This is a genomic window from Rhodococcus sp. NBC_00294 (assembly GCF_036163995.1).
Classification (GTDB): Bacteria; Actinomycetota; Actinomycetes; order Mycobacteriales; family Mycobacteriaceae; genus Rhodococcoides.
In genome coordinates this window covers 4,070,811-4,090,647 of sequence record NZ_CP108043.1, presented here as the reverse complement: position 1 = coordinate 4,090,647, position 19,837 = coordinate 4,070,811, and the positions used below count along the sequence as shown (strand labels likewise).

Annotated in this window: 23 protein-coding genes and 1 tRNA gene; 10 read left to right on the top strand and 14 right to left on the bottom strand. The window is 67.9% G+C overall.

Annotated features, from left to right (window positions below):
• The first annotated feature begins 126 nt into the window (after nt 1–126).
• From OHB23_RS19110 to OHB23_RS19085, 6 genes are all read left to right on the top strand, one after another.
• Nucleotides 127–1,560 carry a short-chain fatty acid transporter gene (locus tag OHB23_RS19110; protein WP_056447560.1) on the top strand — a complete coding sequence of 478 codons (1,434 nt, stop codon included), beginning with the start codon at nt 127–129 and terminating at the stop codon, nt 1,558–1,560.
• 53 nt (nt 1,561–1,613) lie between these two features.
• Nucleotides 1,614–2,453, top strand: a complete 840-nt coding sequence (locus tag OHB23_RS19105; protein ID WP_328810175.1) for a sulfurtransferase — start codon at nt 1,614–1,616, stop codon at nt 2,451–2,453.
• A gap of 29 nt (nt 2,454–2,482) precedes the next feature.
• Nucleotides 2,483–2,556 (top strand) — tRNA-Leu (locus OHB23_RS19100).
• 199 nt (nt 2,557–2,755) lie between these two features.
• The gene (locus OHB23_RS19095) at nt 2,756–2,953 is read left to right on the top strand and encodes a hypothetical protein (RefSeq protein WP_222627594.1); all 198 of its coding nucleotides are present in this window, start codon (nt 2,756–2,758) and stop codon (nt 2,951–2,953) included.
• The gene (locus OHB23_RS19090; protein WP_222627592.1) at nt 2,950–3,201 is read left to right on the top strand and encodes a hypothetical protein; all 252 of its coding nucleotides are present in this window, start codon (nt 2,950–2,952) and stop codon (nt 3,199–3,201) included. Before OHB23_RS19095 ends, OHB23_RS19090 begins: the two co-directional genes overlap by 4 nt.
• A gap of 124 nt (nt 3,202–3,325) precedes the next feature.
• Nucleotides 3,326–4,003: a haloacid dehalogenase type II gene (locus OHB23_RS19085; protein WP_328810174.1), complete on the top strand. Its 678-nt coding sequence runs from the start codon at nt 3,326–3,328 to the stop codon at nt 4,001–4,003.
• Nucleotides 4,004–4,162: 159 nt separating this feature from the next.
• Here OHB23_RS19085 and OHB23_RS19080 read toward each other — a convergent pair whose 3' ends face one another.
• The 8 genes from OHB23_RS19080 to OHB23_RS19045 all read right to left on the bottom strand — a co-directional run bounded on the left by OHB23_RS19080 (nt 4,163) and on the right by OHB23_RS19045 (nt 11,151).
• A complete protein-coding gene (locus tag OHB23_RS19080) occupies nt 4,163–5,215 on the bottom strand; it encodes a hypothetical protein (RefSeq protein ID WP_328810173.1) in 1,053 nt (350 codons plus the stop codon).
• 349 nt (nt 5,216–5,564) lie between these two features.
• Nucleotides 5,565–5,912: a helix-turn-helix domain-containing protein gene (locus OHB23_RS19075; protein WP_328810172.1), complete on the bottom strand. Its 348-nt coding sequence runs from the start codon at nt 5,910–5,912 to the stop codon at nt 5,565–5,567.
• The gene (locus OHB23_RS19070) at nt 5,912–7,042 is read right to left on the bottom strand and encodes a tyrosine-type recombinase/integrase (protein ID WP_328810171.1); all 1,131 of its coding nucleotides are present in this window, start codon (nt 7,040–7,042) and stop codon (nt 5,912–5,914) included. Before OHB23_RS19070 ends, OHB23_RS19075 begins: the two co-directional genes overlap by 1 nt.
• A gap of 78 nt (nt 7,043–7,120) precedes the next feature.
• Nucleotides 7,121–7,585, bottom strand: a complete 465-nt coding sequence (locus OHB23_RS19065) for a VOC family protein (RefSeq protein WP_094689020.1) — start codon at nt 7,583–7,585, stop codon at nt 7,121–7,123.
• Between the two features lie 148 nt (nt 7,586–7,733).
• Nucleotides 7,734–8,051 carry an alkylmercury lyase gene (locus tag OHB23_RS19060; protein WP_308119424.1) on the bottom strand — a complete coding sequence of 106 codons (318 nt, stop codon included), beginning with the start codon at nt 8,049–8,051 and terminating at the stop codon, nt 7,734–7,736.
• A 120-nt stretch (nt 8,052–8,171) separates the two neighbouring features.
• Complete coding sequence (locus OHB23_RS19055) at nt 8,172–8,846, bottom strand: VOC family protein (RefSeq protein ID WP_328810170.1); 675 nt, start codon at nt 8,844–8,846, stop codon at nt 8,172–8,174.
• Between the two features lie 100 nt (nt 8,847–8,946).
• A complete protein-coding gene (locus tag OHB23_RS19050; RefSeq protein WP_328810169.1) occupies nt 8,947–9,873 on the bottom strand; it encodes an aldo/keto reductase in 927 nt (308 codons plus the stop codon).
• 48 nt (nt 9,874–9,921) lie between these two features.
• Nucleotides 9,922–11,151: a DUF3500 domain-containing protein gene (locus OHB23_RS19045; protein WP_442972993.1), complete on the bottom strand. Its 1,230-nt coding sequence runs from the start codon at nt 11,149–11,151 to the stop codon at nt 9,922–9,924.
• A 176-nt stretch (nt 11,152–11,327) separates the two neighbouring features.
• On the opposite strand from OHB23_RS19045, the gene OHB23_RS19040 reads away from it, so the two are divergent.
• Both OHB23_RS19040 and OHB23_RS19035 read left to right on the top strand, forming a co-directional pair.
• The gene (locus OHB23_RS19040; RefSeq protein WP_222628944.1) at nt 11,328–12,257 is read left to right on the top strand and encodes a glycoside hydrolase family 43 protein; all 930 of its coding nucleotides are present in this window, start codon (nt 11,328–11,330) and stop codon (nt 12,255–12,257) included.
• 24 nt (nt 12,258–12,281) lie between these two features.
• On the top strand, nt 12,282–12,698 hold the full coding sequence (locus OHB23_RS19035) for a hypothetical protein (RefSeq protein ID WP_027504051.1): 417 nt from the start codon (nt 12,282–12,284) through the stop codon (nt 12,696–12,698).
• Nucleotides 12,699–12,720: 22 nt separating this feature from the next.
• Here the strand turns inward: OHB23_RS19035 and OHB23_RS19030 are convergent, their stop codons facing one another.
• Together OHB23_RS19030 and OHB23_RS19025 are read right to left on the bottom strand one after the other, a co-directional pair.
• Nucleotides 12,721–13,059 carry a hypothetical protein gene (locus tag OHB23_RS19030; protein WP_027504050.1) on the bottom strand — a complete coding sequence of 113 codons (339 nt, stop codon included), beginning with the start codon at nt 13,057–13,059 and terminating at the stop codon, nt 12,721–12,723.
• Between the two features lie 46 nt (nt 13,060–13,105).
• Complete coding sequence (locus OHB23_RS19025) at nt 13,106–14,380, bottom strand: serine/threonine-protein kinase (RefSeq protein ID WP_056447133.1); 1,275 nt, start codon at nt 14,378–14,380, stop codon at nt 13,106–13,108.
• Between the two features lie 158 nt (nt 14,381–14,538).
• Between OHB23_RS19025 and OHB23_RS19020 the strand changes: the two genes are divergently transcribed.
• Complete coding sequence (locus OHB23_RS19020; protein ID WP_328810168.1) at nt 14,539–15,753, top strand: EAL domain-containing protein; 1,215 nt, start codon at nt 14,539–14,541, stop codon at nt 15,751–15,753.
• Between the two features lie 12 nt (nt 15,754–15,765).
• On the opposite strand, the gene OHB23_RS19015 is transcribed toward OHB23_RS19020, so the two are convergent.
• From OHB23_RS19015 to OHB23_RS19005, 3 genes are read right to left on the bottom strand one after another with little or no spacing between them, the layout of a single operon-like run.
• The gene (locus tag OHB23_RS19015) at nt 15,766–17,358 is read right to left on the bottom strand and encodes an ABC-F family ATP-binding cassette domain-containing protein (protein ID WP_328810167.1); all 1,593 of its coding nucleotides are present in this window, start codon (nt 17,356–17,358) and stop codon (nt 15,766–15,768) included.
• A gap of 30 nt (nt 17,359–17,388) precedes the next feature.
• Complete coding sequence (locus OHB23_RS19010) at nt 17,389–18,387, bottom strand: NADP-dependent oxidoreductase (RefSeq protein ID WP_328810165.1); 999 nt, start codon at nt 18,385–18,387, stop codon at nt 17,389–17,391.
• Between the two features lie 33 nt (nt 18,388–18,420).
• A complete protein-coding gene (locus OHB23_RS19005; protein WP_222638276.1) occupies nt 18,421–19,134 on the bottom strand; it encodes an SDR family oxidoreductase in 714 nt (237 codons plus the stop codon).
• A 154-nt stretch (nt 19,135–19,288) separates the two neighbouring features.
• Here OHB23_RS19005 and OHB23_RS19000 point away from each other — a divergent pair, with 154 nt between their 5' ends.
• The gene (locus OHB23_RS19000; RefSeq protein WP_155956902.1) at nt 19,289–19,522 is read left to right on the top strand and encodes a hypothetical protein; all 234 of its coding nucleotides are present in this window, start codon (nt 19,289–19,291) and stop codon (nt 19,520–19,522) included.
• A 10-nt stretch (nt 19,523–19,532) separates the two neighbouring features.
• On the opposite strand, the gene OHB23_RS18995 is transcribed toward OHB23_RS19000, so the two are convergent.
• The gene (locus OHB23_RS18995) at nt 19,533–19,790 is read right to left on the bottom strand and encodes a hypothetical protein (RefSeq protein ID WP_328810164.1); all 258 of its coding nucleotides are present in this window, start codon (nt 19,788–19,790) and stop codon (nt 19,533–19,535) included.
• Nucleotides 19,791–19,837 lie beyond the last annotated feature (47 nt).

Sequence of the window (19,837 nt, the reverse complement as noted above, 5' to 3'; positions counted from 1 at the left end):
AGTCCTGCATCGCCGCAGATCGAGGGTGCAGTGATGCCTCTTGCCTTCGGGCGGACGCACGGGAAGGGTCGATCGAGGCCGTTGTGGTCCCCGACACACCGATCGCTCGACGACCAGGAGGTCACCATGGCAGTCCGCGACACCGACGCACCCGCGGAGAAGGGGCTGGCGCGAACAGCCCAGGCACTGGCCCGCGGCACCGAGAAGTGGTTCCCCGACGCCTACATCTTCGCGCTGGTCGGCGTGCTCGTGGTGGCGATCGCCGCGTTCGCGAACGGATCGTCGCCGCAGAACGTGGTCGACGCGTTCGGCAACGGATTCTGGGACCTGACGGCGTTCACTCTGCAGATGGCCATGGTCGTGCTCACCGGGTACGTCGTGGCCACGTCGCCACCCGTGGCGCGGCTGATCACGAGACTGGCCGCGCTGCCGAACAATCCACGCACGGCGGTCAGCTTCGTCGCGCTCATGTCGTGCTCGGTGTCGTTCCTGAACTGGGGGCTCAGCCTCGTCTTCGGTGGACTGCTCGCTCGTGCCATCGCCCGGCGACGCGATCTGAGCGTCGACTACCGCGCGCTCGGCGCCGCGGCGTTCATGGGCCTGGGCGCGGTGTGGGCACTGGGCATGTCGTCGTCCGCCGCGCAGCTCCAGGCCACCGCGAGCTCGCTTCCGCCGGCCCTGCTCCGCATCACCGGAGTCCTCGATTTCGGCACCACCATCTTCACGTGGCAGTCACTGGTCATGTGCGTGATCATCATCGTGCTGACGGTGATCATCGCGCACCTCTCCGCTCCCACCGGTGCGGCGATCAAGACCGCCGAGGCCATGGACGTGAACCTCGACGACACCATCGCCGAGCCGCCGACGCGCACCCGTCCGGGCGAGTGGCTCGAGTACAGCCGCATCCTCCCGATCCTCGCCGGGGCGATGACGCTGGGATGGCTGGTGTCGCAACTGCTCTCGAAGCCCGTGCTATCGGTGGTGAGCAGCCTCAACGGCTACCTGCTGGTGTTCCTGATGCTGGGACTCGTGCTGCACGGCACACCGCGACGGTTCCTCGATGCCGTCGCCAAGGCCGTGCCCGCCACGGCGGGGATCCTGGTGCAGTTCCCGCTGTACGCCGCGATGGCCGCGATTCTGACCACATCCGAAGGGCGGGGCGGAGTCACGGTGTCCGAGCACCTCGCCACGTTCTTCACCGAGGTCGGTGGCGGCGGAGCCTTTGCCGTGGTCATCGCCGTCTACACCGTGATCCTGGGGCTGTTCGTCCCGTCGGGCGGTGGCAAGTGGTTGGTCGAGGCGCCGTACGTCATGCAGTCCGCGACGGACGTGCAGATGAACCTCGGCTGGACGGTGCAGATCTACAACGTGGCCGAGGCGCTGCCCAACCTGATCAACCCGTTCTTCATGCTGCCGCTGCTCGCCGTGCTGGGTCTGCGGGCACGCGATCTCATCGGGTTCACGTTCCTGCAGTTCCTCTTCCATTTCCCGGTGGTGTTGCTGCTCGTCTGGTTGCTCGGGACGACGTTCACCTTCGAGCCGCCCGTCATCCCTGCCTGAGCGCTGCCGGCCGCGTCGCGCTCCCGCGCGCAGCGAGTCGTACGCTGATCGCCATGTCGGAGATCCTGGTGACCGTGTCGGAGTTGTCCGCAGCGCTGACGTCGCCGCGTCCGCCCGTGCTGCTCGACGTGAGATGGGCACTCGGTGATCCCGACAACCACCAGCACTATCTCGACGCGCACATCCCCGGCGCCGTCTTCGTCGACCTGGGCTCGGAACTCGCCGGCCACGGGGAGCCCACCGAAGGGCGGCACCCCTTGCCCCAACTCGACGATCTGCAGATGTATGCGCGGCGATGGGGCATACACACCGATTCGTCCGTCGTCGTCTATGACGCCACCGGCAACATGGCTGCGGCTCGGGCGTGGTGGCTGCTGCGCTGGGCGGGCGTCGAGACTGTGCGCATGCTCGACGGTGGACTCGGCGCGTGGCAGGCGGCCGAACTACCCACGCGGTCGGGCGAGGAGACCGCGCCGCGGGCTGGAGACGTGACGCTCTCCGAGGGCCATCTGCCGACGGTCACGGCAGACGCTGCCGCCACATTCCCCGGTCGTCTTCTCGACGCACGTGCGGGGGAGCGGTACCGCGGGGAGGTCGAGCCCGTCGATTCCCGTGCCGGCCACATTCCGGGCGCTCTCAGTGCGCCGACGTCGGACAACGTGACCGTCGACGGGACCTTCGCTGCGCCTGCTGTCCTGCGAGATCGGTTCACGACCATGGGTATTCGACCCGGTGACGAGGTGGCCGTCTACTGCGGTTCCGGTGTGACCGCGGCGCACGAGATCGCAGCGCTCGCACTCGCCGGTATCGATGCGGCCTTGTTCCCGGGATCCTGGTCCGCGTGGTCGTCGGATCCCGCGCGACCGGTCGAGACGGGACCAGGCGTCTCCTGAACGGCCCACGATAGGCTGGCCTCGAGCAGGCCCCTATAGCCCAATTGGCAGAGGCAGAGGACTTAAAATCCTTGTGTTCCGGGTTCGAGTCCCGGTGGGGGCACCGACACCGTCCTTCCGTCCTCTCGCCACGTCACGTCGATACGTTCGTGGTGTTTACAGGAACTCCCTACGGGTATCGACCTGACCCAGCGCGGTCGACGCTCTGAGCCGCGCGCTCGTTCCCGGCCGGGCGACGGCCGGAGACCAGGCATAGGCCCGACTGTTCCACGACTCGTCCGGTGTCGGAAAGGGAGAACGCCATGGTGTCGAGAGCAGACGACATGGACCGGACGGCCGACGTCGACGACGTGGTGGCGATCGTGCAGAGACGACGCGCTGCCGTACGAGAGAACGCCCCCGCAGAAGAGGTGTTCAGATTGATGGCACTCGAGCGACTGCTCGCCGAGCGTCGTCGAACGGGCGGCGGGCTGCCCGCGACGCTGAGCGATGCGTCATGACCGGGGACATCGGCGTCGAGGTGGACCAGGTGTTCGAGGCCCGGCCGTCACGGGGATCGATGTACATCCCGGTCGACCTCATCCCGTTGCTCAGCGCCCACTTCGCATCGCACCGCGACAGGTTGCTCGAGTGCGGTGACACCTGGCGCGCCGCGCGAGCGGAGCGAGTGCTCGACGAGTTGGCGAATGCCTTCACCGTGGGCGTGGCCCGATCGGACACCGGAGACGCGGCAACCGACGAGCCCTGAAGGGACTCGTGAAGTCCTGTCCGGGGAGCAATTCGATGACGCTGCGCGGCCGGGGAGGTCCACCGAGGCGTCGGCGCGCTGGTCGAGCGGGTTGGCGTTCCGCCTCGTCGGGTACGCCGGCGGCATGGCAGAGCGCGCTGGTCCTGATGTCGTCGTCTTCGATGTGGTCGGCACACTCGCCGATCTCGAGATCGTCCGCGACAGGTTCACGGCGGCGGCGCCGACATCGTCGTTCGACGGATGGTTCGCGCACCTGTTGCGCGACGGCATGGCGCTGACCCTGTCCGGTGCGTACGAGCCGTTCGCCACAATGGCATCGTCCGCTCTGCGGGCGTACACCCGTGGGTCCGTCTCCGATGCTGACATCGAGCACATCATCGGAGCGTTCGCGGAGACGACACCGCACCCCGACGTTGTCGCGGCACTCGACGCCGCCATCGCCGGTGGTGCGCGAGTGTTCACCCTGTCGAACGGGAGCGCGGACTCCACAGCAGGGTTCCTCTTCCGGGCCGGTGTGTCCGATCGGGTCGAACGAGTGCTCAGCATCGACGACGTCCGCGCGTGGAAGCCGGCAGCAGCGCCGTACGAGCTGGCGGTGTCGAGCGCCGGAGTCACCGCGGACCGGTGCGCGATGGTGGCGGTGCACTCCTGGGACCTTCAGGGCGCCGGACGCGTGGGAATGCGCACCGGATGGTGCCGCCGTGAGGAGAAGGTGCCCACGGCCGCTTTCGGTGAGGCGGACGTGTCAGCCGAGACGCTCGACGGTGTGGTGCGCGCACTGTTCGACTCGACCGACGAGTGAACAGACACCCGCGCAGAGCGAATCCGGTGCACTGAACCGCGTACAGCGCGGACTACTGCACCGGATCCCACCGCCCCATCGATCGCTGGGGCCACCGTGCCGGACTCGTCACGGGTCCACTGGCAGGGTTGCCGTATTCGATTCTGCGAATAGCGTGACTCAGGAGTGGCGGTCGGCGGCGTAGTTCGTCCATTGGCCGCTGGCTCGGAGCGTGTGCTGCGCGACGGTGTGTGCGTTCAGGCCCAGCATCGCGGCGAGTGCGCTCGGTGGGAGCTCTCGGGTGAGGTGGGTGATGGCGGACAGTCTCAGGGCCTGCGGACTGATACCGATGCGACGCATCCGGTTACCGAGCGCCGTCGCCGTGAGTGGCATGTCAGCACGGTGACCGGGGAAGCGCCATGTCTGAGGTATTTGCTCCGCGGTTCCTGCGCGTCGTGGTCGGGGTAGTTGCAGTGCGATCTGGGCGAACGGATCCGGTAGCAGGAGCGTGTCGGCGCTGCCGAGCCCCAGTTCCACCCCGGCGTCGGTTTCGGTGACGTGGGCAGTGGTGAGCCCGGCGATACGAGTCAGTGGTTGGGCGAACAATGCGATCAGAGCGCCGGCGAGCCGGTCGGCGGGGTCCAGCGACTCGTCCTGGACGAGGCGTCGGCAGATCTGCCACCTCTCGTCGTCGCCGGTGGGGACTTCCGCTCGGCCTCGGTAGCTCGAGGGGAGGGTGAGTGTGCGGGGTAGGTGCCGGTTGCGTCGTGCCCACGTCAGGAAGGACCGTACCCGCCAGTGGGCGGCTCCAGGCGCGCTGAACCAGGTGTCGATGTCGTGTTGTGTGCACTCGCCGAGCTCTGTCGAGCGCTGCTGCAGCAAGTCGAGGAACAGTGCCGATTGGCGAATCTGTGAGCGAGCGTTCTGGGCGCCGACACGGCCTTCCCGTTTCTCGGTCGCCGCGCGCAATCTGGGGAGTACGGCCCACTGTGTCCACCGGGTCAGGAGTGCGCGGTGGTTCGGGGTCAGGCTGCTCAGTAGTTGGGGGAGTTGGGCTTCGAGGCGGCGCAGGCTGCGGTCGAGGTCCGGGCCGAGGATGCCGGTGGCGACGAGGAGTGAGCGCAGGTGCTCGACCGACTTCGGGTGCGGGAGGGTGTCGAACGAGGTGTGTGTGTGAGGGCTGTGCTGCCGTCCTGGATGGAGAGCAGCAGGGGTGTGGTGCGGATCAGCCACCGGCGGGTGGTGACGGGTTCGGCGTGCAGGAGCGGCTGCCGCAGCGGTGCGAGGGGGCTGTCGGCATGAGGAGGGATGATCGCGTCGAGGCGGCGGGTCAGTGTGCACCGGTGACAGAGGGTGTCGCCTTCGGCGCTGGTGAGAGCTGATCCTGTTGCAGCGCAACAGGTGCAGGTGCGACGCGCCTTCTGGCGGCACCACCGGCAGGTGTCGTCGTCGTCCAACAGTTTGTCCGGCTTTGTGCAGCCGGCGCACGTGCCGCGGTGCTGCGTGGCTCGTTTTCTGCAGCGGTCGCACACCGTCATGCCGCGAACCTCGGCGGTGGTGCAGATGCGACAACGTCCTGCGATCACTGTCGCCGGATGTCGGCGCGTCGGGGTGTGCGGGTCTTGGCGCGGGTGGTCGCGGCAGCGGTGTCGGGGCGGTGTGCCGATGTTCCGGTCGCGGTCCCTGTGGCGGGTTCGGCGATCGGTTCGATCAGGTCGTTGGGTGTGCAGGTGAGGATGTCGCACAGTGCCATCAGGGTGCGCAGGCTCAGACGTTCGGGTGTCCCGGTGACCAGGCGATACACCTGTGCTTCGGAGAGTGTGATGCCCCGTTCGGCGAGGAGAGGTCCGAGTCCGGTGGTCGCGAAGATGCCCTGGTCGGCCAGGAGGCGGCGCAGATGCCACTGGTAGTTCAGCTGCGGGTGCGGCATCAATTCTCCTCGTCGGTGCTCGCGGTGGTGAACGCCCGACTCAGTGCTCGTCGGAGGGCGTTGTTCTTGTAATCGGTGCCGACGCTGGTGTAGATCGCGGTGGTCGATCCCCAGGAGTGTCCGAGTTGTTGTTGGACGAAGAGGTGATCGAACCCGTCCTCGAGCAGATGTGTCGCATACGAGTGGCGCAGACAGTGCGGGCCGAGGTGCTTCTCGAGCCCGACGGCGTCGCGGTACTCGGCGAACCGTTGGGAGATCGACACCGCTCCCACCCGTGCGCTGCGCTCAGTGGGCCAGAGGGCGAGCTGATCGGAGCCGTAGAGAGGCCGGATCTCGGTGACCCACTCGTCGACGGCCTCGGCGGCCCACTCCATGGTGGTCAGGACCGTGCGGCGCCGCGGCGGTCCGCCGGAGAGGGCTTTGCCGTGGCGCACCGACAGCGCCCCATAACGGCCGAACTCGGCGGCCGCCGGGTTGGCGGTCCAGTCGACCGTGTCGAGCATCGAGGCCTCCCGGCGGCGCAGACCCCAGGCGTGGATCACCTTGAACAGCGTCGCGTCGCGATAGCTCGCCAGCCATCCCTTGCGACCGGAGGCACCGACCCGGTTCACCTGGGTGTCGCAGTAGTCGAAGAACGCCTGCAGCTCGTCGCGGGTGAGCGGCCGATTCCCGGGTCGCCCTTCGTGCTCGCTGCGGTGCACGACCATGTTCCACTCGTGGAAGATCTGCACCGGGTGCACCCCGAAGTGCCGCTCACAGACCTCGTGCCACCGGTAGCGGACGTCGGAGATGTAGCTGCAGAACAGCGATGCCGCCATCTGATACAACCGCACCGTCGAATGCGCGGCCCCCGACTCCACCAGATGCGTCGTCCACTCCTCGACGTCCGCCGACGACCACTGCCACGGGTAGTCGTTGGTGAAGATCACCAACCGGCGCACGATCTGTGTCCGACGCTCGATGGTCAAGTTCGCGAGCATCCGCGAGCGCTGCTGTTGCTCCCACCCTTCGATCATCGCCGCCAGCACGGTTTCCTCGGGCGCGAGCAGCGACAGGCCGTCTCGCAACAGGTGATCTGCCGACCCCTCGGCGCGAGAAGCGCCGGACCCGACGGTGTCCATGGCCGACATCGCATGAACGTATCATGCATCCAATGCAAGGCGCTTGGATGACGTCGATGTATTTGTGGTGATCAACGACTCCGTCGGTCAGGAAGTGGTGACAGCGTCACCGTCACCGTCGACGACCGCGCTTTCGGTTCGAATAGTGTTCGTGGAGAACGTGATCAGGTTGCCGTCGCCGTCGACGGTCGCGAACTCCGTCGTTCCCCAGTCCGTCGCGACGGGGTGGCCGGCGTCTGCTGGGTGCAGGACGCCCGCGCGCGAGAGTTCGTCGTACAGTTCCGTGATCTCGTCGACGGTGATGCGGCAGCTGGCCGTTCCGGCGAGGAAGGTCTCCGCTCCGCTGCACACCGGCCACGGCGCAGGGTCGGTGCGGGTGGTCCAGCTGTCGTCGTCGGAGGCCCACAGGTGGATCTCGACGTCGTCTCGAGTGAGCTTGGCGAAGGTGGGATCGGAGTACTGCGCCGTGAAGCCGAAGGCGCGGGTGTAGACGGCGATCGCGGTCTCGATGTGCCGTACCGGCAGCGCGGGGACCGCTCTGGACATAGCCATGGGCAACACTAACGCCGGCGAACGCCACGAGGGAGTGAACGCTGCCGTGCCTTCGGGGAGTGCGTGCGGGTCGAGGTGCGCTGGTCGCCGCGCGGGCGCTACCGCTCAGTGTTCGACCGGGGCGGCGGGACGCGACCCTTCGCTGCGTTCATCGTTGCAGCGCTTCGTCTTTCGATTGCAGCGACGCGGCGAGTTGGTCGACGGTCGGCAGACCCGCCAGGCCGCGGTCGGTCGAGTAGACGCGGCAGGCGAGTTCGGTCAGTTGCACGGCATCGTCGAAGGCATCGACGCCGTCGATGAGGATGGTCGGTGAGCCGGCGAAGGCCGACGCCGCTGCCTCGGCGTCGGAGGAGATCAGCCGGTGACCGATCTCGATGTCTGACTGTTCGATCAGGCTGGCTGCAGCGCGAACCCGGTCCGCAGCTTCCTGCCAGTTCGGGCACCCGTCGAAGTACAAGATTTCCACCTTCATACGAGCGAGTCTGCCCTCGAATCGGTTGGCGTGCCGGTGCGGCCACAACGGGCGTCGGTTCATGGTGAGATCGTGTCGGCTGCAACGGGCGGGGCGGCGATCGTGCATCTGATGCTATTCCGCATCCTTCGACCACACCATCGTCGTGATGCAGAACGGATGTCCGGCCGGATCGAGGAGAACAGCCCACCGAGAATCGACCTGCGCTTCGGACTGTCGCGCGCCGCAGGTTTCTGCGTACCGCACCGCGCCGGCCAGGTCGTTGCCCGCGTCGATGTCCAGATGCACCACGGCGGTTCCGGGCCACTCGGGAGGTGTGTACTCCTCGACCTTCTGCGCCACCAGGACGAGCCCCTCATCGGTGCGCATCCCGGACGCCTGGTCGTCACCCCAGAGTCGACGACCACCGAGGAGGGCCAGATAGAACCGAACGAGTTCCTCCGGATCGGCACAATCCAGAGAGATGCCTGCGGTGCGTAACGGCCCCCTCGTCGTCGGGGCGACGTCGCGCTCGCGCTCCACGACGTACCGCCGTTCGATGCCCGCCGTCCGTCTGCCCCACTCACTCGACGAGACTCGCTCCTGATGTCGTACGAAGGCGGCGTCGTCGGTGAAGTACTCGTCCACCTGCCACACGAGGGGGTCGTCGCTCTGCTGGACGTCGAAGGACACGCACCCGGGTTCGGCCCGGGTCAGCTCGACATGGCGGGGCAGACACTCCGACACGACGGCCGACTCGGCATCGTCCCGACAGATCAGCTGACCGCTGAGGTGGACGTGCGGGCGCATGCGCTGCTCCTCGTCGATGTGCTGCTGAGGGGTGTTCGACGACGATTTTCTCCTGCGGGCGCGGGAATCCCGGTGTTCGGGAGTGCATGGTTCACCGGCATCACGGCAACGTGTGCCCTGCAGCGCGGAAGAGGCGGTACCACTGCTCCCGGCTCAGAACCACGTCCGAACCGGCGGCAGCTTCCCGCACGCGGCCGGGGTTGGTGGTTCCGAGCACCACTTGAATGTTCGCCGGGTGCCGGGTGATCCACGCGGTGGCGATCGCGGTGGGCGTGGTTCCGAACTGGGAGGCGAGCTCGCGGAGCGCGTCGTCCAGTTCGGGGTAGTTCTCGCGATCACCGAGGAACACGCCGTCCGACGTCCCCTTCTGGAACGGTGACCACGCCTGCAGAGTGACGCCGTTCAGTCGCGCGTGATCGAGCAGACCGTTGTCGCGGTCGACCGACTGCTCGAGCCCGGCGATGTTCGCCGCGAGACCGGCCGCCACGAGCGGTGCATGCGTGATGCTCAGCTGGACCTGGTTCACGATCAGAGGCTGTCGCACCTCGGTCTTCAGCACCTCGATCTGTCCGGGAGTGTGGTTCGAGACTCCGAAATGCCGCACCTTGCCCGCCGTGTGCAGCGTGTCGAAGGCCGCCGCGACTTCGGCCGGCTCCACGAGGGTGTCCGGCCGGTGCAGCAACAGGACGTCGAGGTGATCGGTACGCAAGGCGGCGAGAGACTCGTCGACGGTGGTCAGGATGTGGTCGGACGAGAAGTCGTAGAACCCTTCTCGGATGCCCACCTTGCTCTGGACGATGACGTCGTCTCGATCCGATGCGAACGACACGGCGTCGCCGAACCTGCGCTCGCAGGCGTGACGATCGCTGCCGTAGATGTCCGCGTGGTCGAAGACCGACACTCCCGCATCACGCGCGGTGCCGACGAGTGTTCGAATCTCCTCGTCGCTCAGCGTCTCGATGCGCATGAGGCCGAGCACGACGCTGGACGCGCGGAGATCGGTGCCGGGTAGCTCGTAGGTCTTCATCTGCACCTGACTACCCGCCGCGAACCGCCCGGCGCAACCGTGGAATCGTCAGAAGCCCCCACCCGGCATCGCGCCGCCGCCCATTCCGGTCGACTCCTGTTGCGGGACACTGTTCGCATAGTCGTTGCTCGGGTCGCGGTAGATGGTGTGGACGTGGCCCCACCCCGAGGTGGTGACGCCCGCGACGTCCGCCCCGGCCGAGCCCTGCTGTGCTGCGAACTCGACGTAGACGTCCGGTCCGCTGATCTGGAAGTGGATTCCGTCGCCCTGGCTCATGTCGTAGGTGGTCGCGCCGGACCAGTTCACGTAGGTCGTGTCGAGCGTCGCCTCGATGGTCGCGAGCGCGTCGGCGGTGGTCTCCTCGTCGGCCATGCCGGCCCAGTTCGCGATGACCTGCAGGAGCAGTTGCTTCTGCTCGTCGGTGAGGTCGGCGCCGGAAAGTCCGGTGCCGGTGGGGAAGTCGCAGGTGCTGCCGGGCGCGCACACCATGGCCGCGACGTCCGATCCCTGGTACAGGGTGGTCTTCTGCTCGTCGGTGAGGCTGTCGTAGAAGGCGAAGGCGTCGGTGTAGATGCCGTCGAACGGCTGCACGTCGGTGCCGTCGGCAGTGGTGTACTCGGCGGGTTGGACGCCGAGATGGGTGGGGGCGAAGGTGACGGCGTCGGCGGCGCCGTCGAGGGTGGCGTTGATGCCGAGGTGGTGTCCGCCGAACTGGATCTCCCAGGCGCTGGTGTCGGACGGGTCGCCGAAGAAGGCGATGTAGTACTGGCCGAGTGAGTCCTCGGTGGAGGTGCTGTTCTCGTGGAGGTACTCGTCGCCGCCCATGATGCCGGTGACGGTCGAGTAGGCGTCGTCGCCGAGCAACGACTCGAGCACGGTCATGGCGGCGCCGCGCTGCTCGTCGGTGAGGTCGGCGAGGTTCAGGCCGGCGCGGTCGACGAACGTGACGGGGAAGTTGGACCAGGACGTCGTCTTGGTCTCGTCGTCGTAGGCATAGGTGACCTGCTCGCGCTGCGCGTCGGTGAGCGTCGCCAGGAAGGCCTCGGCGGCCGTGGCGCTGTCGCTGATCGTGGCCGCGGTGGTGGTCGCGCCCTCGGTGACGGAGGCGGTGGACACGGCGGCCTCCTGGCTCGTGGTGGCGGAGGCCGGTGTCGCCGCGTTCTCGGTGGCGGCGCTGCAGCCGCCGAGCAGCAGACTGCCGGCCACGAGAACAGAGGCGAGGGCCGTGCGGCCGCCTCGCGGGAAGCCGGCGGGTGTGGGGGTTCTGTAGAACATCATGGGTCGGACGTTACGAATGCTTCCTGCACCCGCGGTGCGAGGACGCTGGACGTCTCCTGTGAACGACCTGCGTAACGATCCCGCACCGATGTGACTCCTGGTGCAGATGAGACGGATGGGACTGGGAGACTGCATCGGTGACGACCCTCCGACGCAGGCGACTGTCCGGCCCACCGATGGTGCTTCTCGCCGTGGCGAGCCTGCTCGTCGCCGCCCCGGCGAGCAGTGCTGCCGCTCCAGCGGAATGGACCTACACGATGGTCGCGTTCAGCAATGCAAGCGACCGTGACCTCGACGTGTATCGGTCGTCGGACGGGACCACGTTCACGCCGGAGCGTACGTCCGCGTTCCGACCGCCGTCGGGACTGATGCGGGACCCCAGCATCTTTCGCCACACCGACGGGTCGTACCGCCTCACCTACACGACGGCCGACGGTGCGAACATCGGCTTCGCTCGCAGCCCGGACCGGGTGAACTGGACGTTCACAGGTACCCAGCCGGTGCCGTTCTGTTGCGCGTTCATGCCCGGCACAGGAGACGGCAAGGGCCCACGCATCCCGTTCCTCTCCGAGTCGGCAGGCTTCGCCGACGGCCCGTCGCTGTCGCCGTTCGTCACCAAGGCCTGGGCTCCGGAATGGTTCGTCGACGGCGACAAGGTGCACGTCGTCCTGTCGTTGTCGACCGGAGGCGGCTTCGTGCCGTACCTGATGACGGCACTCGACGACTCTCTGAGTTCGTGGAGCATTCCGGTGCCACTCGACGGGATCGGAGCCGACCACATCGACACGACGATTGTGAAGGTCGGATCCACGTACCACGCGTTCACCAAGAACGAGACGAAGAAGTTCGTCGAGCATGCCGTCGCGCCGACCGTGCTCGGGCCCTACCGCTTCGTCGCCCCCGGCGCGTGGGGTTCCATGGTCGAGGGTCCGGCCCTGGTCCAGCTGCCGAACGACGTGTGGCGCATCTACCTCGATGCCTACATCGACGGCAAGTACCTGTACTCCGACAGCACGGACGGTCTCGCCACATGGTCCCCGGTGCAGGAGCTGCCCGGGGTGTCCGGAACCGCGCGGCACTTCGGTGTGATGCGAGAACCCGCGTGATCCGCACCGGACGTCGCTGACGACGTGGGACGAGTCGTCGCCGCGGGACTCACCGGTGTCCTGCTCGGTCTGCTGCCCGGGCTGCTGTGGATCGTGTCCGCCTTCGTCGGTCTGCCGCCCGACGCGTCCGTGGCGTTCCCCGTGGACGGGTTGCTCATCCTCTACGTGGGGAGCGTCGCGGCGGCATACGTTCTCGCGCTGCTCGCCGTGTTCCTGACGCTGAGGCTGACCTCCGATCCTCTGGTCCGGCGCACGACGACGGCGGTGGCAGTGGCGCTTCCCCTCGGCGCGGTGGTCGCGACGGCGGCCGCACTGGGAGCAGGCCTGCTGTTCTCCTTCGACGCGTCCGTGACCATGTGGTCCGCCCTGACGATCGTCGTCGTGCTCGTCCTCGCGAGCACCTTCGCCGGCGCACGACGCTGGGCGCACACCGACCGGTGAACGCCGCGCGGACCCAGCGTCGTCAGGGCTTGCCGCGTGCCGGGGTCTGGTACGCGACGCCGTGCCGGAGCGGCGTGTGGTCGGTGGGGGAGTGCTCCGGACCGACGTTCGACTGCCGCGGGGTGTCCGACACCTCGGGAGCGGCGGACGGGTCCCCTCCGGAGGGTTCGGCTCCGGCGCGCAGTTCGCCGAGACGAGCAGTGAGAATCTGAAGCACCTGAGGGCGATTCGCCGCATCGCGCTCGTGAGCGATCAGCCGCTCCATCTGATCCTGATCGAGCGATCGGCAACGGTGCTGAATGGTCCCCACCGTGAGCTGGTCGTAGTCGGGTAGTGGTGTGGTCGCGTCGTCTGCAGTCATGGGTGCGGCCTACCCGAGCTGTCACGCCACAAACGAGGGTGATCAGTCAGCGATTGCCATTACCGTTCCCGGAGTTACCGTTGCCGTTCCCGGGATTGCCGTTGCCCGAGTTGCCGTTCCCGGAATTGCCGTTGCCAGAGTTGCCGTTCCCGGAGTTGCCGTTGCCGGGTGCTGCGGGTTGCGGAACGACGGGTGCGGGAGCGACCGTCGTCGTCTCGACGACTGGTGGCGCGACCTCCGGGACCGTCTCGGGAACCGGGACAGGGGTGGCCGTCGGCTCCGACGTCGTCTCGACCACCACGGACGTGCTCGGCAGCGGCGGCTCCGTCGTCGGTTCACCGTCCGACCCCGCTCCGCGGATCGCGAGCACCGTGACGAGCGCCGCGCAGATTCCCAGCGCGGCGAGTACCCACGGCACGGCGGATCGACGGCCCGACACGACGGCGGCCGGCGTCGCCATCGGGGTCGCGAGGACCGCGGTGTCGGTGTCCTCGGTGAGGGTGTGCAGCCGGTGAGCCACGTCGGCGGCGGTCGGGCGCGCCGTCGGCGTCCGGGAAGTCATGTCGGTCAGCAGCGACACCCACGTAGGCCCGAGTTCGACGGGGATCACCGGGTCGCGATGAAGACGGGCTATCGCGGCGGCGATCGCGCTGCCCTCGAACACCATTCGTCCCGTGAGGCACTCGGTCAGGACAAGGCCCAGCGAGTAGACGTCGGAGGCCGGCCCCGTCGCCTCGCCGGTCGCCTGCTCCGGGCTGAGGTAGTGCGCCGTCCCGACGGCGGTGCCGTGCTCGGTCATCGGGTCGGAGTCGACGATGCGCGCGATACCGAAGTCGGTGAGCTTCGCTCGCAGTCCCGCGTCGTCGTCGCGGGTGATCAGGATGTTGGCAGGCTTGACGTCGCGGTGGACGATGCCCGACGCGTGGATGTGTGCCAGTGCCTGCGCCACCTGGTGGCCTATCTGCCGGATCACCTCGGGCGGCAGGGTGCCGCCCGCGCGGAACGTGGACAGCGTGGTGCCGTCCACGAACTCCATCACCAGGTAGGGCCCGTCGTAACCGACGACGTCGGACTCGGAGCCGGCGTCGTGGAGCGTGACCAGGCCGGGGTGGGTCAGCGACGCGAGGGTGCGCATCTCGCTGTCGATGCGTCGACGGTCGTGCGGCGTGTGGTCGTCGCTGCGGAACAACTTCACCGCCACGGCCCGGCCCAGCGTCCGATCGGTCGCCCGGAACACGTCCGAGACGCCACCGCGGCCCAGGACAGGTCCGAGGAGGTAGCGACCGGCGACGATGCGGGGTGCGGCCACCTGCTCAGCCATTCATCGCACCTGTCGACCGGTTCACCATGGGCATTGATCCTAGGGCGGGTCGGCCATTGGTCACGCAGAGCCGCGATGTCCGACTCGAACGGAACTCGAGGCACACTGTGTGGCCGGGTGGGGACGTCGGAGCAGTTGTGGATCGGAAAGGGCATGTGGTGGACGCACCCCCTCTTCTTCCCGGACCGATCGACACCGTCTATCAGCCCATCGTCGATCTGAGGAATCGCTCGATCGTCGGCTACGAGGCTTTGACCAGGCCGGCGTCCGGCGGCTCACCCGAGGACTTGTTCGCCGAGGCCGAGCGCCGGGGTGTGACCGCCGAGTTCGATTGGCTCTGCCGCGTGTCCGCAGTGCGCGGCGCAGCGGAAGCGGGACTCCCGAGTGAACTGGCGTTGTTCGTGAACTCCGAACCCGCCGCCCTGGACGCCCCACCGCCGGACTTCGCACGCGGTGCGCTCGTGGACGCCGCCGACCAGTCCATCGTCGTGGAGATCACCGAGCGTGACCTGATGGCGGATCCGGCCGGAATACTGCGTGCGGTCGCGCACGCCCGAGACCTGGGGTGGCGTATCGCCGTCGACGACGTGGGGGCGGACTCGTCGAGCCTCGCGCTGCTGGCGTTGCTGCGACCGGACGTCGTCAAGCTGGAGATGCGCCTGGTCCAGCAACCGTCCACGCCGGAGACGATCGCGCTCCTCGCCGCGGTGGCCGCGGAGACCGCGCGAACGGGCTCCGTCGTCGTCGCCGAGGGAATCGAGAATGCTGCGCACGAGGCCCGCGCCCTCGAGCTCGGTGCCTCGTGGGGGCAGGGCTGGTACTTCGGCGCGCCCGGCCCGCTACCGCGTTTCGACGCCGTGCCGCGTCGACCGCATCCAGGGCTGGCCGGCCCCGCTGTGACGGTGCGTGCCCCGGTGGCCGTGACACCCTTCGGGCTCACTCACGGCCGTGGGCCCGCGGTGCGGACCACCCTGGCCGCGCTGGCCGACCTGGAGGCGGATCTGCTCCGTCGTGCCCTGGAGTGTGGGCCGACGTCGCTGGTGCTCGTCACGGTCCCGGAGCCGGAGACGATGATCGGGACTCGGCGGCAGCTGCTCGATCAGCTGTCCGAGCGAAGTGCTCTGACCGTGCTGTTCACCGCGGGAGACGCGCGATCGCTGGCCGGCCACCATCGCGTCGTCGTGATCGGACAGAGCGAGCCGCTGGCGAGAGAACACTCGATCGTGGTGGTGGACCCGGAATTCGCCGCGGCGCTGACCGCGGTGCCGTGCACCGCGGACGGGGAGCCGTGTGTGGAGTATCGACTCACCCGCGACCGTGATCAGGTGCTCGACGCGGCCACGCTGCTTCTGCACCGGGTGCCGCCGCGCTGAGCGAACCTCGGGCTACATCTGCACGCCGGCGATCTTCTGCACTCCGCCCCGGCCGTCGAAGGCGAGTTGGCGGAAGGCCACCTTCTCGATGAAGAAGCGGTCGTGGCTCACCACCACGACGGCCCCGGGGAACGCCGTCAGCGCTCGCTCGAGGACGTGCGCGCTCGGGAGGTCGAGATGGTTGGTCGGCTCGTCCAGCACGATGACGCCGGCTCCGAACAGGAGACACTGGGCCAACGCGACGCGTGCCTGTTGACCTCCGGACAGCGTTCCGATGCGCTGCTTCTGTTCGGCCTCGGAGAACTGCAGCAGAGCGAGGAAGCGCGCCACGTCCTTCCGGGTCGCGGTCAGTGCCAGACTGTCCGGCATCGCGTTGACCGCGTGCGTGACGGTGTCGTCCGGATCGAGGTTCGCGAGCACCGTGTTGTAGTGAATGAACGCGGGCGCCTTGACCTTCCACTTCACCGTTCCTGAGTCGGCGGGTGCGAGCCCGGTCAGCACGTCGAGGAGCGTGGACTTCCCGCAGCCGTTGGGGCCGGTGATCGCGATGCGGTCGCCCCGATGGATCTCGAAGGAGAGATCCGCGAACAGTGGATCGCCGCCGTGCCCCTTCGTGACGCCGTCGACGACGCAGAGGTCGTCGTGCACGTGCAGTCCGCCGTAGATCGACGTGATGATCTGATCGACCGGTCGAGGGGTCTTGCTCTTCTTGATCGACGCCAGTCGCCGCTTCAGTACGCCGCTCGGATTCTTCGCGGCTTCCTTCCGGTCGGTGATCGCGTCCTGCTCGTAGGCCAGGAGTTGCTGCTCGGTGCTGAACTCCTTCTCGAGGTTCTTCAGTCGGAACTGCTTCTGCTGCACGTACTCCGAGTAGCTCCCGTCGTAGGTGTGCAACCGGTTGTTCTCGATCTCGACGATGGTGGTCACCACCTGCTCCAGAAAATGGCGATCGTGGGAGACGAGGAGCAGTGCGCCGCGGAAGTCACGGAGCCACCGCTCGAGCCACGTGATCCCGGCGACGTCGAGGAAGTTGGTCGGCTCGTCCAGAAGGAGGACGTCGGGCGATTCCAGGACGATGCGGGCCAGCGCGGCTCGGTTGCGCCATCCACCGGACAGCTTGTCCACCGGCAGTTCTCGACGCTCGGCGTCGAAACCCAGCATCGACAGGGCGGTGTCGATCTGCTGGTGGTACGTCCATCCACCGCCGACCTCCATCTGCTCGAGCAGCTCGGCCTGGCGGTCGACGAGGCGGTATATCTCCTTCTCGTCGATGTCGCCTCCGAGCGCCGTCTCGACCTCGGCCAGTTCGGTCTCCACCGCCCTGATGTCCCCGAAGAGCGACTCGAGTTCGGCGGTGATGCTGCGATCGCCGTCGAGCTCGGAGAACTGGGAGAAGTAGCCGATCCGAGCACCCTCGGTGACGTCCACCGTGCCGGAGTCCGGCGCGACGCGACCCAGGAGCAGCTGCAGGAGCGTGGTCTTGCCCGACCCGTTACGGCCGGTGAGGCCCACCCTGTCTCCGTCGGAGAGACGGAAGAACACCTCGCGGAGAACGACTTTCTGCTCGTACCCGGCGGTGACGTCGTTCATGCGAATCCAGCTCATCGCGACGACGCTACCGGGAGCCGCCGTCGGTCAGGTGACGGGAAGGGTGGCCACGATCTTTCCACGGTTGCCGCCGGCGGACATCGTCGACAGCGCCTCGGGGATCTCGTCGAAGGTGATGGTGCGGCCGACGACGGGCCGGAGCGCCCCGTTCTCGATCAGGGCGGCGATCTCCCGTAGCTGACCGCCGTCCGCGTGCATGAACAGGAATTCGTACGACACATCGGCTTTCGCCGCCTGTCGACGAATCTTCCGGCTGATCACCGCGATGGCCGTGCGGACGACGATGTTCAGGCCTGCGTCGGAGGCGAAGGCGGGGTCCGGCGGGCCGGTGATCCCGATGGCCTTGCCACCTCGCTTCAGCACGCGGAGCGAGGTCTCGAGTGTCTCACCGCCGACGCTGTCGAGCACGAGGTCGACGCCGGACAGGGTGTCGAGATCGTCGGAGTGGTAATCGATCACGACGTCGGCGCCCAGTTCCCGCAGGAAGTCGGCGTTGCGCGCACTGGCCGTGGTCACCACGGTCGCTCCCAGATGTTTCGCGAGCTGGACGGCGATGGTGCCCACACCACCGGCCCCCGCATGGATCAGCACCGTCTGACCTGCCTGTAGACCGCCTCGCTCGACCAACGCCTGCCACGCGGTGAGCGCGACGAGGGGCAGCGACCCGGCCTCGGCCATGCTGATGCCGGCCGGCTTCGGTGCCACGTCGGACTCGGGAACGGCGATGCGCTCGGCGAAGGTGCCGATGTGATCGGTCGGTGGCCGCGACCAGACCTCGTCCCCCGGTGCGAAGGACCGCACCGCCGGGCCGACTGCGAGAACGGTGCCGGCGACGTCGTGACCGAGTGTGCGGGGAAGGGTGTACGGAAGTATCTGTGTGAACTCGCCGAGACGGATCTTCTCGTCGAGCACGTTGAGACCGGCCGCCTCCACTCGGATCAGGACGTCGTGATCACAGACGGTCGGCTCCGGAACATCCCGTTCGACGAGAGGGTGCTTGTAGCGGGTGAGGACGAGTGCGCGCATCGTGAGTCTCCTGATTTCTCTCGGCCGGTCGAATCAGACTGTGGTGGGCCGGGATCCGGGGTACAGGGCGTCGAGTGGTCCGGCCAGTGCGGCCTTGGTGCCGACGGTCAGCTCGTCGGCGAGCACCTCCGTCTCACCTGCCTCGACTCCGTCCAGAACGGCCGCGACGAGCTGCTCGGTCGTCAACTTCGGCCCGTCGGCGCCCGCCGCCATCGCGGTGTCGACGTACCCCATGTGCACACCGGTGACGAGCACGCCCCGGGGCGCCAGTTCGAGACGCAGGGAATTGGTGGCCGCCCAGAGGGCCGCCTTGGACGCGCTGTACGCGCCACCGAAGTGGTACCAGCTGGCGACCGAGTGCACGTCGATCAGCACGCCCGCGCCGTGAGCTATCAGTGCCGGCGCGAAAGCTCGCGCCACGAGCAGGGGACCGAAGAAGTTCACCTCCATGGTGGCGCGGATGTCGGCGACCTCGACGTCGAGCAGGCTGGCGCCGGGCGGAAGTGCGCCCGCGTTGTTGATCAGCACCGTGACGTCCGCGGCCTGTGCGGCGGCGGCCTCGACGGACGCGGGGTCGGTCACGTCCAGGGTGACGGGAACGATGCGGTCGTCGTCCCAGTCGCGCGGCGTCCGGGCGCTGGCGTACACCTTGGCGGCGCCGCGGGCGAGGGCGTCGTGGACGAACTGCGTACCGATGCCACCGTTGGCTCCGGTGACGAGGACGACGGATCCGGCGAGAGCGGTCATGACGAGCTCGATTCTGTGAGGTTTATATGACTGTACTCAGAACCGAGCCTGGTCATGTTTTGTTCCGCGCTACGACACCGTCGTCGTTCCCGCGTGACGAGACTCGCACCCCCCTCGGGGGTAGTCCGCGCCCGGTGCGGGGTACACCCCGCTGGTGACGAGACGAGTGACGTTCAAGCGATCCGTCGCGCAGGCGATGGCCTTGTTCGCGGTGCTGGGCCTGTTCTGGGCGCTCGTCGGTGCACGCCTCGACCAGGATCATCCGTTGCGCACCATGGTCGTGGTCGGCTGCAGTGTGATCGGCGCCGGGTGGTTGTTGCTCGCCGTGGTCGTCGTCGTTCGTCTTCGGCGTCTCCGCGCGCGTCGTGATGCGGTGAGCGACACCTGACGCAGCGACGTCAGGGCGCGGTCGTGAGATCGCGTATCAGGGCGTCGACGCCGCCGACGCAGGGTCGGTCGCGCGGACGCACCACGTCGACGGGCCGTCCCGCGACCTCGAACCGCTCGATGTCGTGCCGTCCCGCCATGCGCGCCGGCGGAGTCGGAGAGTCCTTCGGCCGCCGCATCCGGCGGTCGGCACGAGCCTCGGACGCCATCGTCCGCTTCGCCGTCGCCCGCATGTACAGCGCCACCGCGCGCATCTGCCACGTCGCCATGAAAAAGTCTCCTGGTCGGTGATCGTCCGGCGGCCATCGTGTCACGA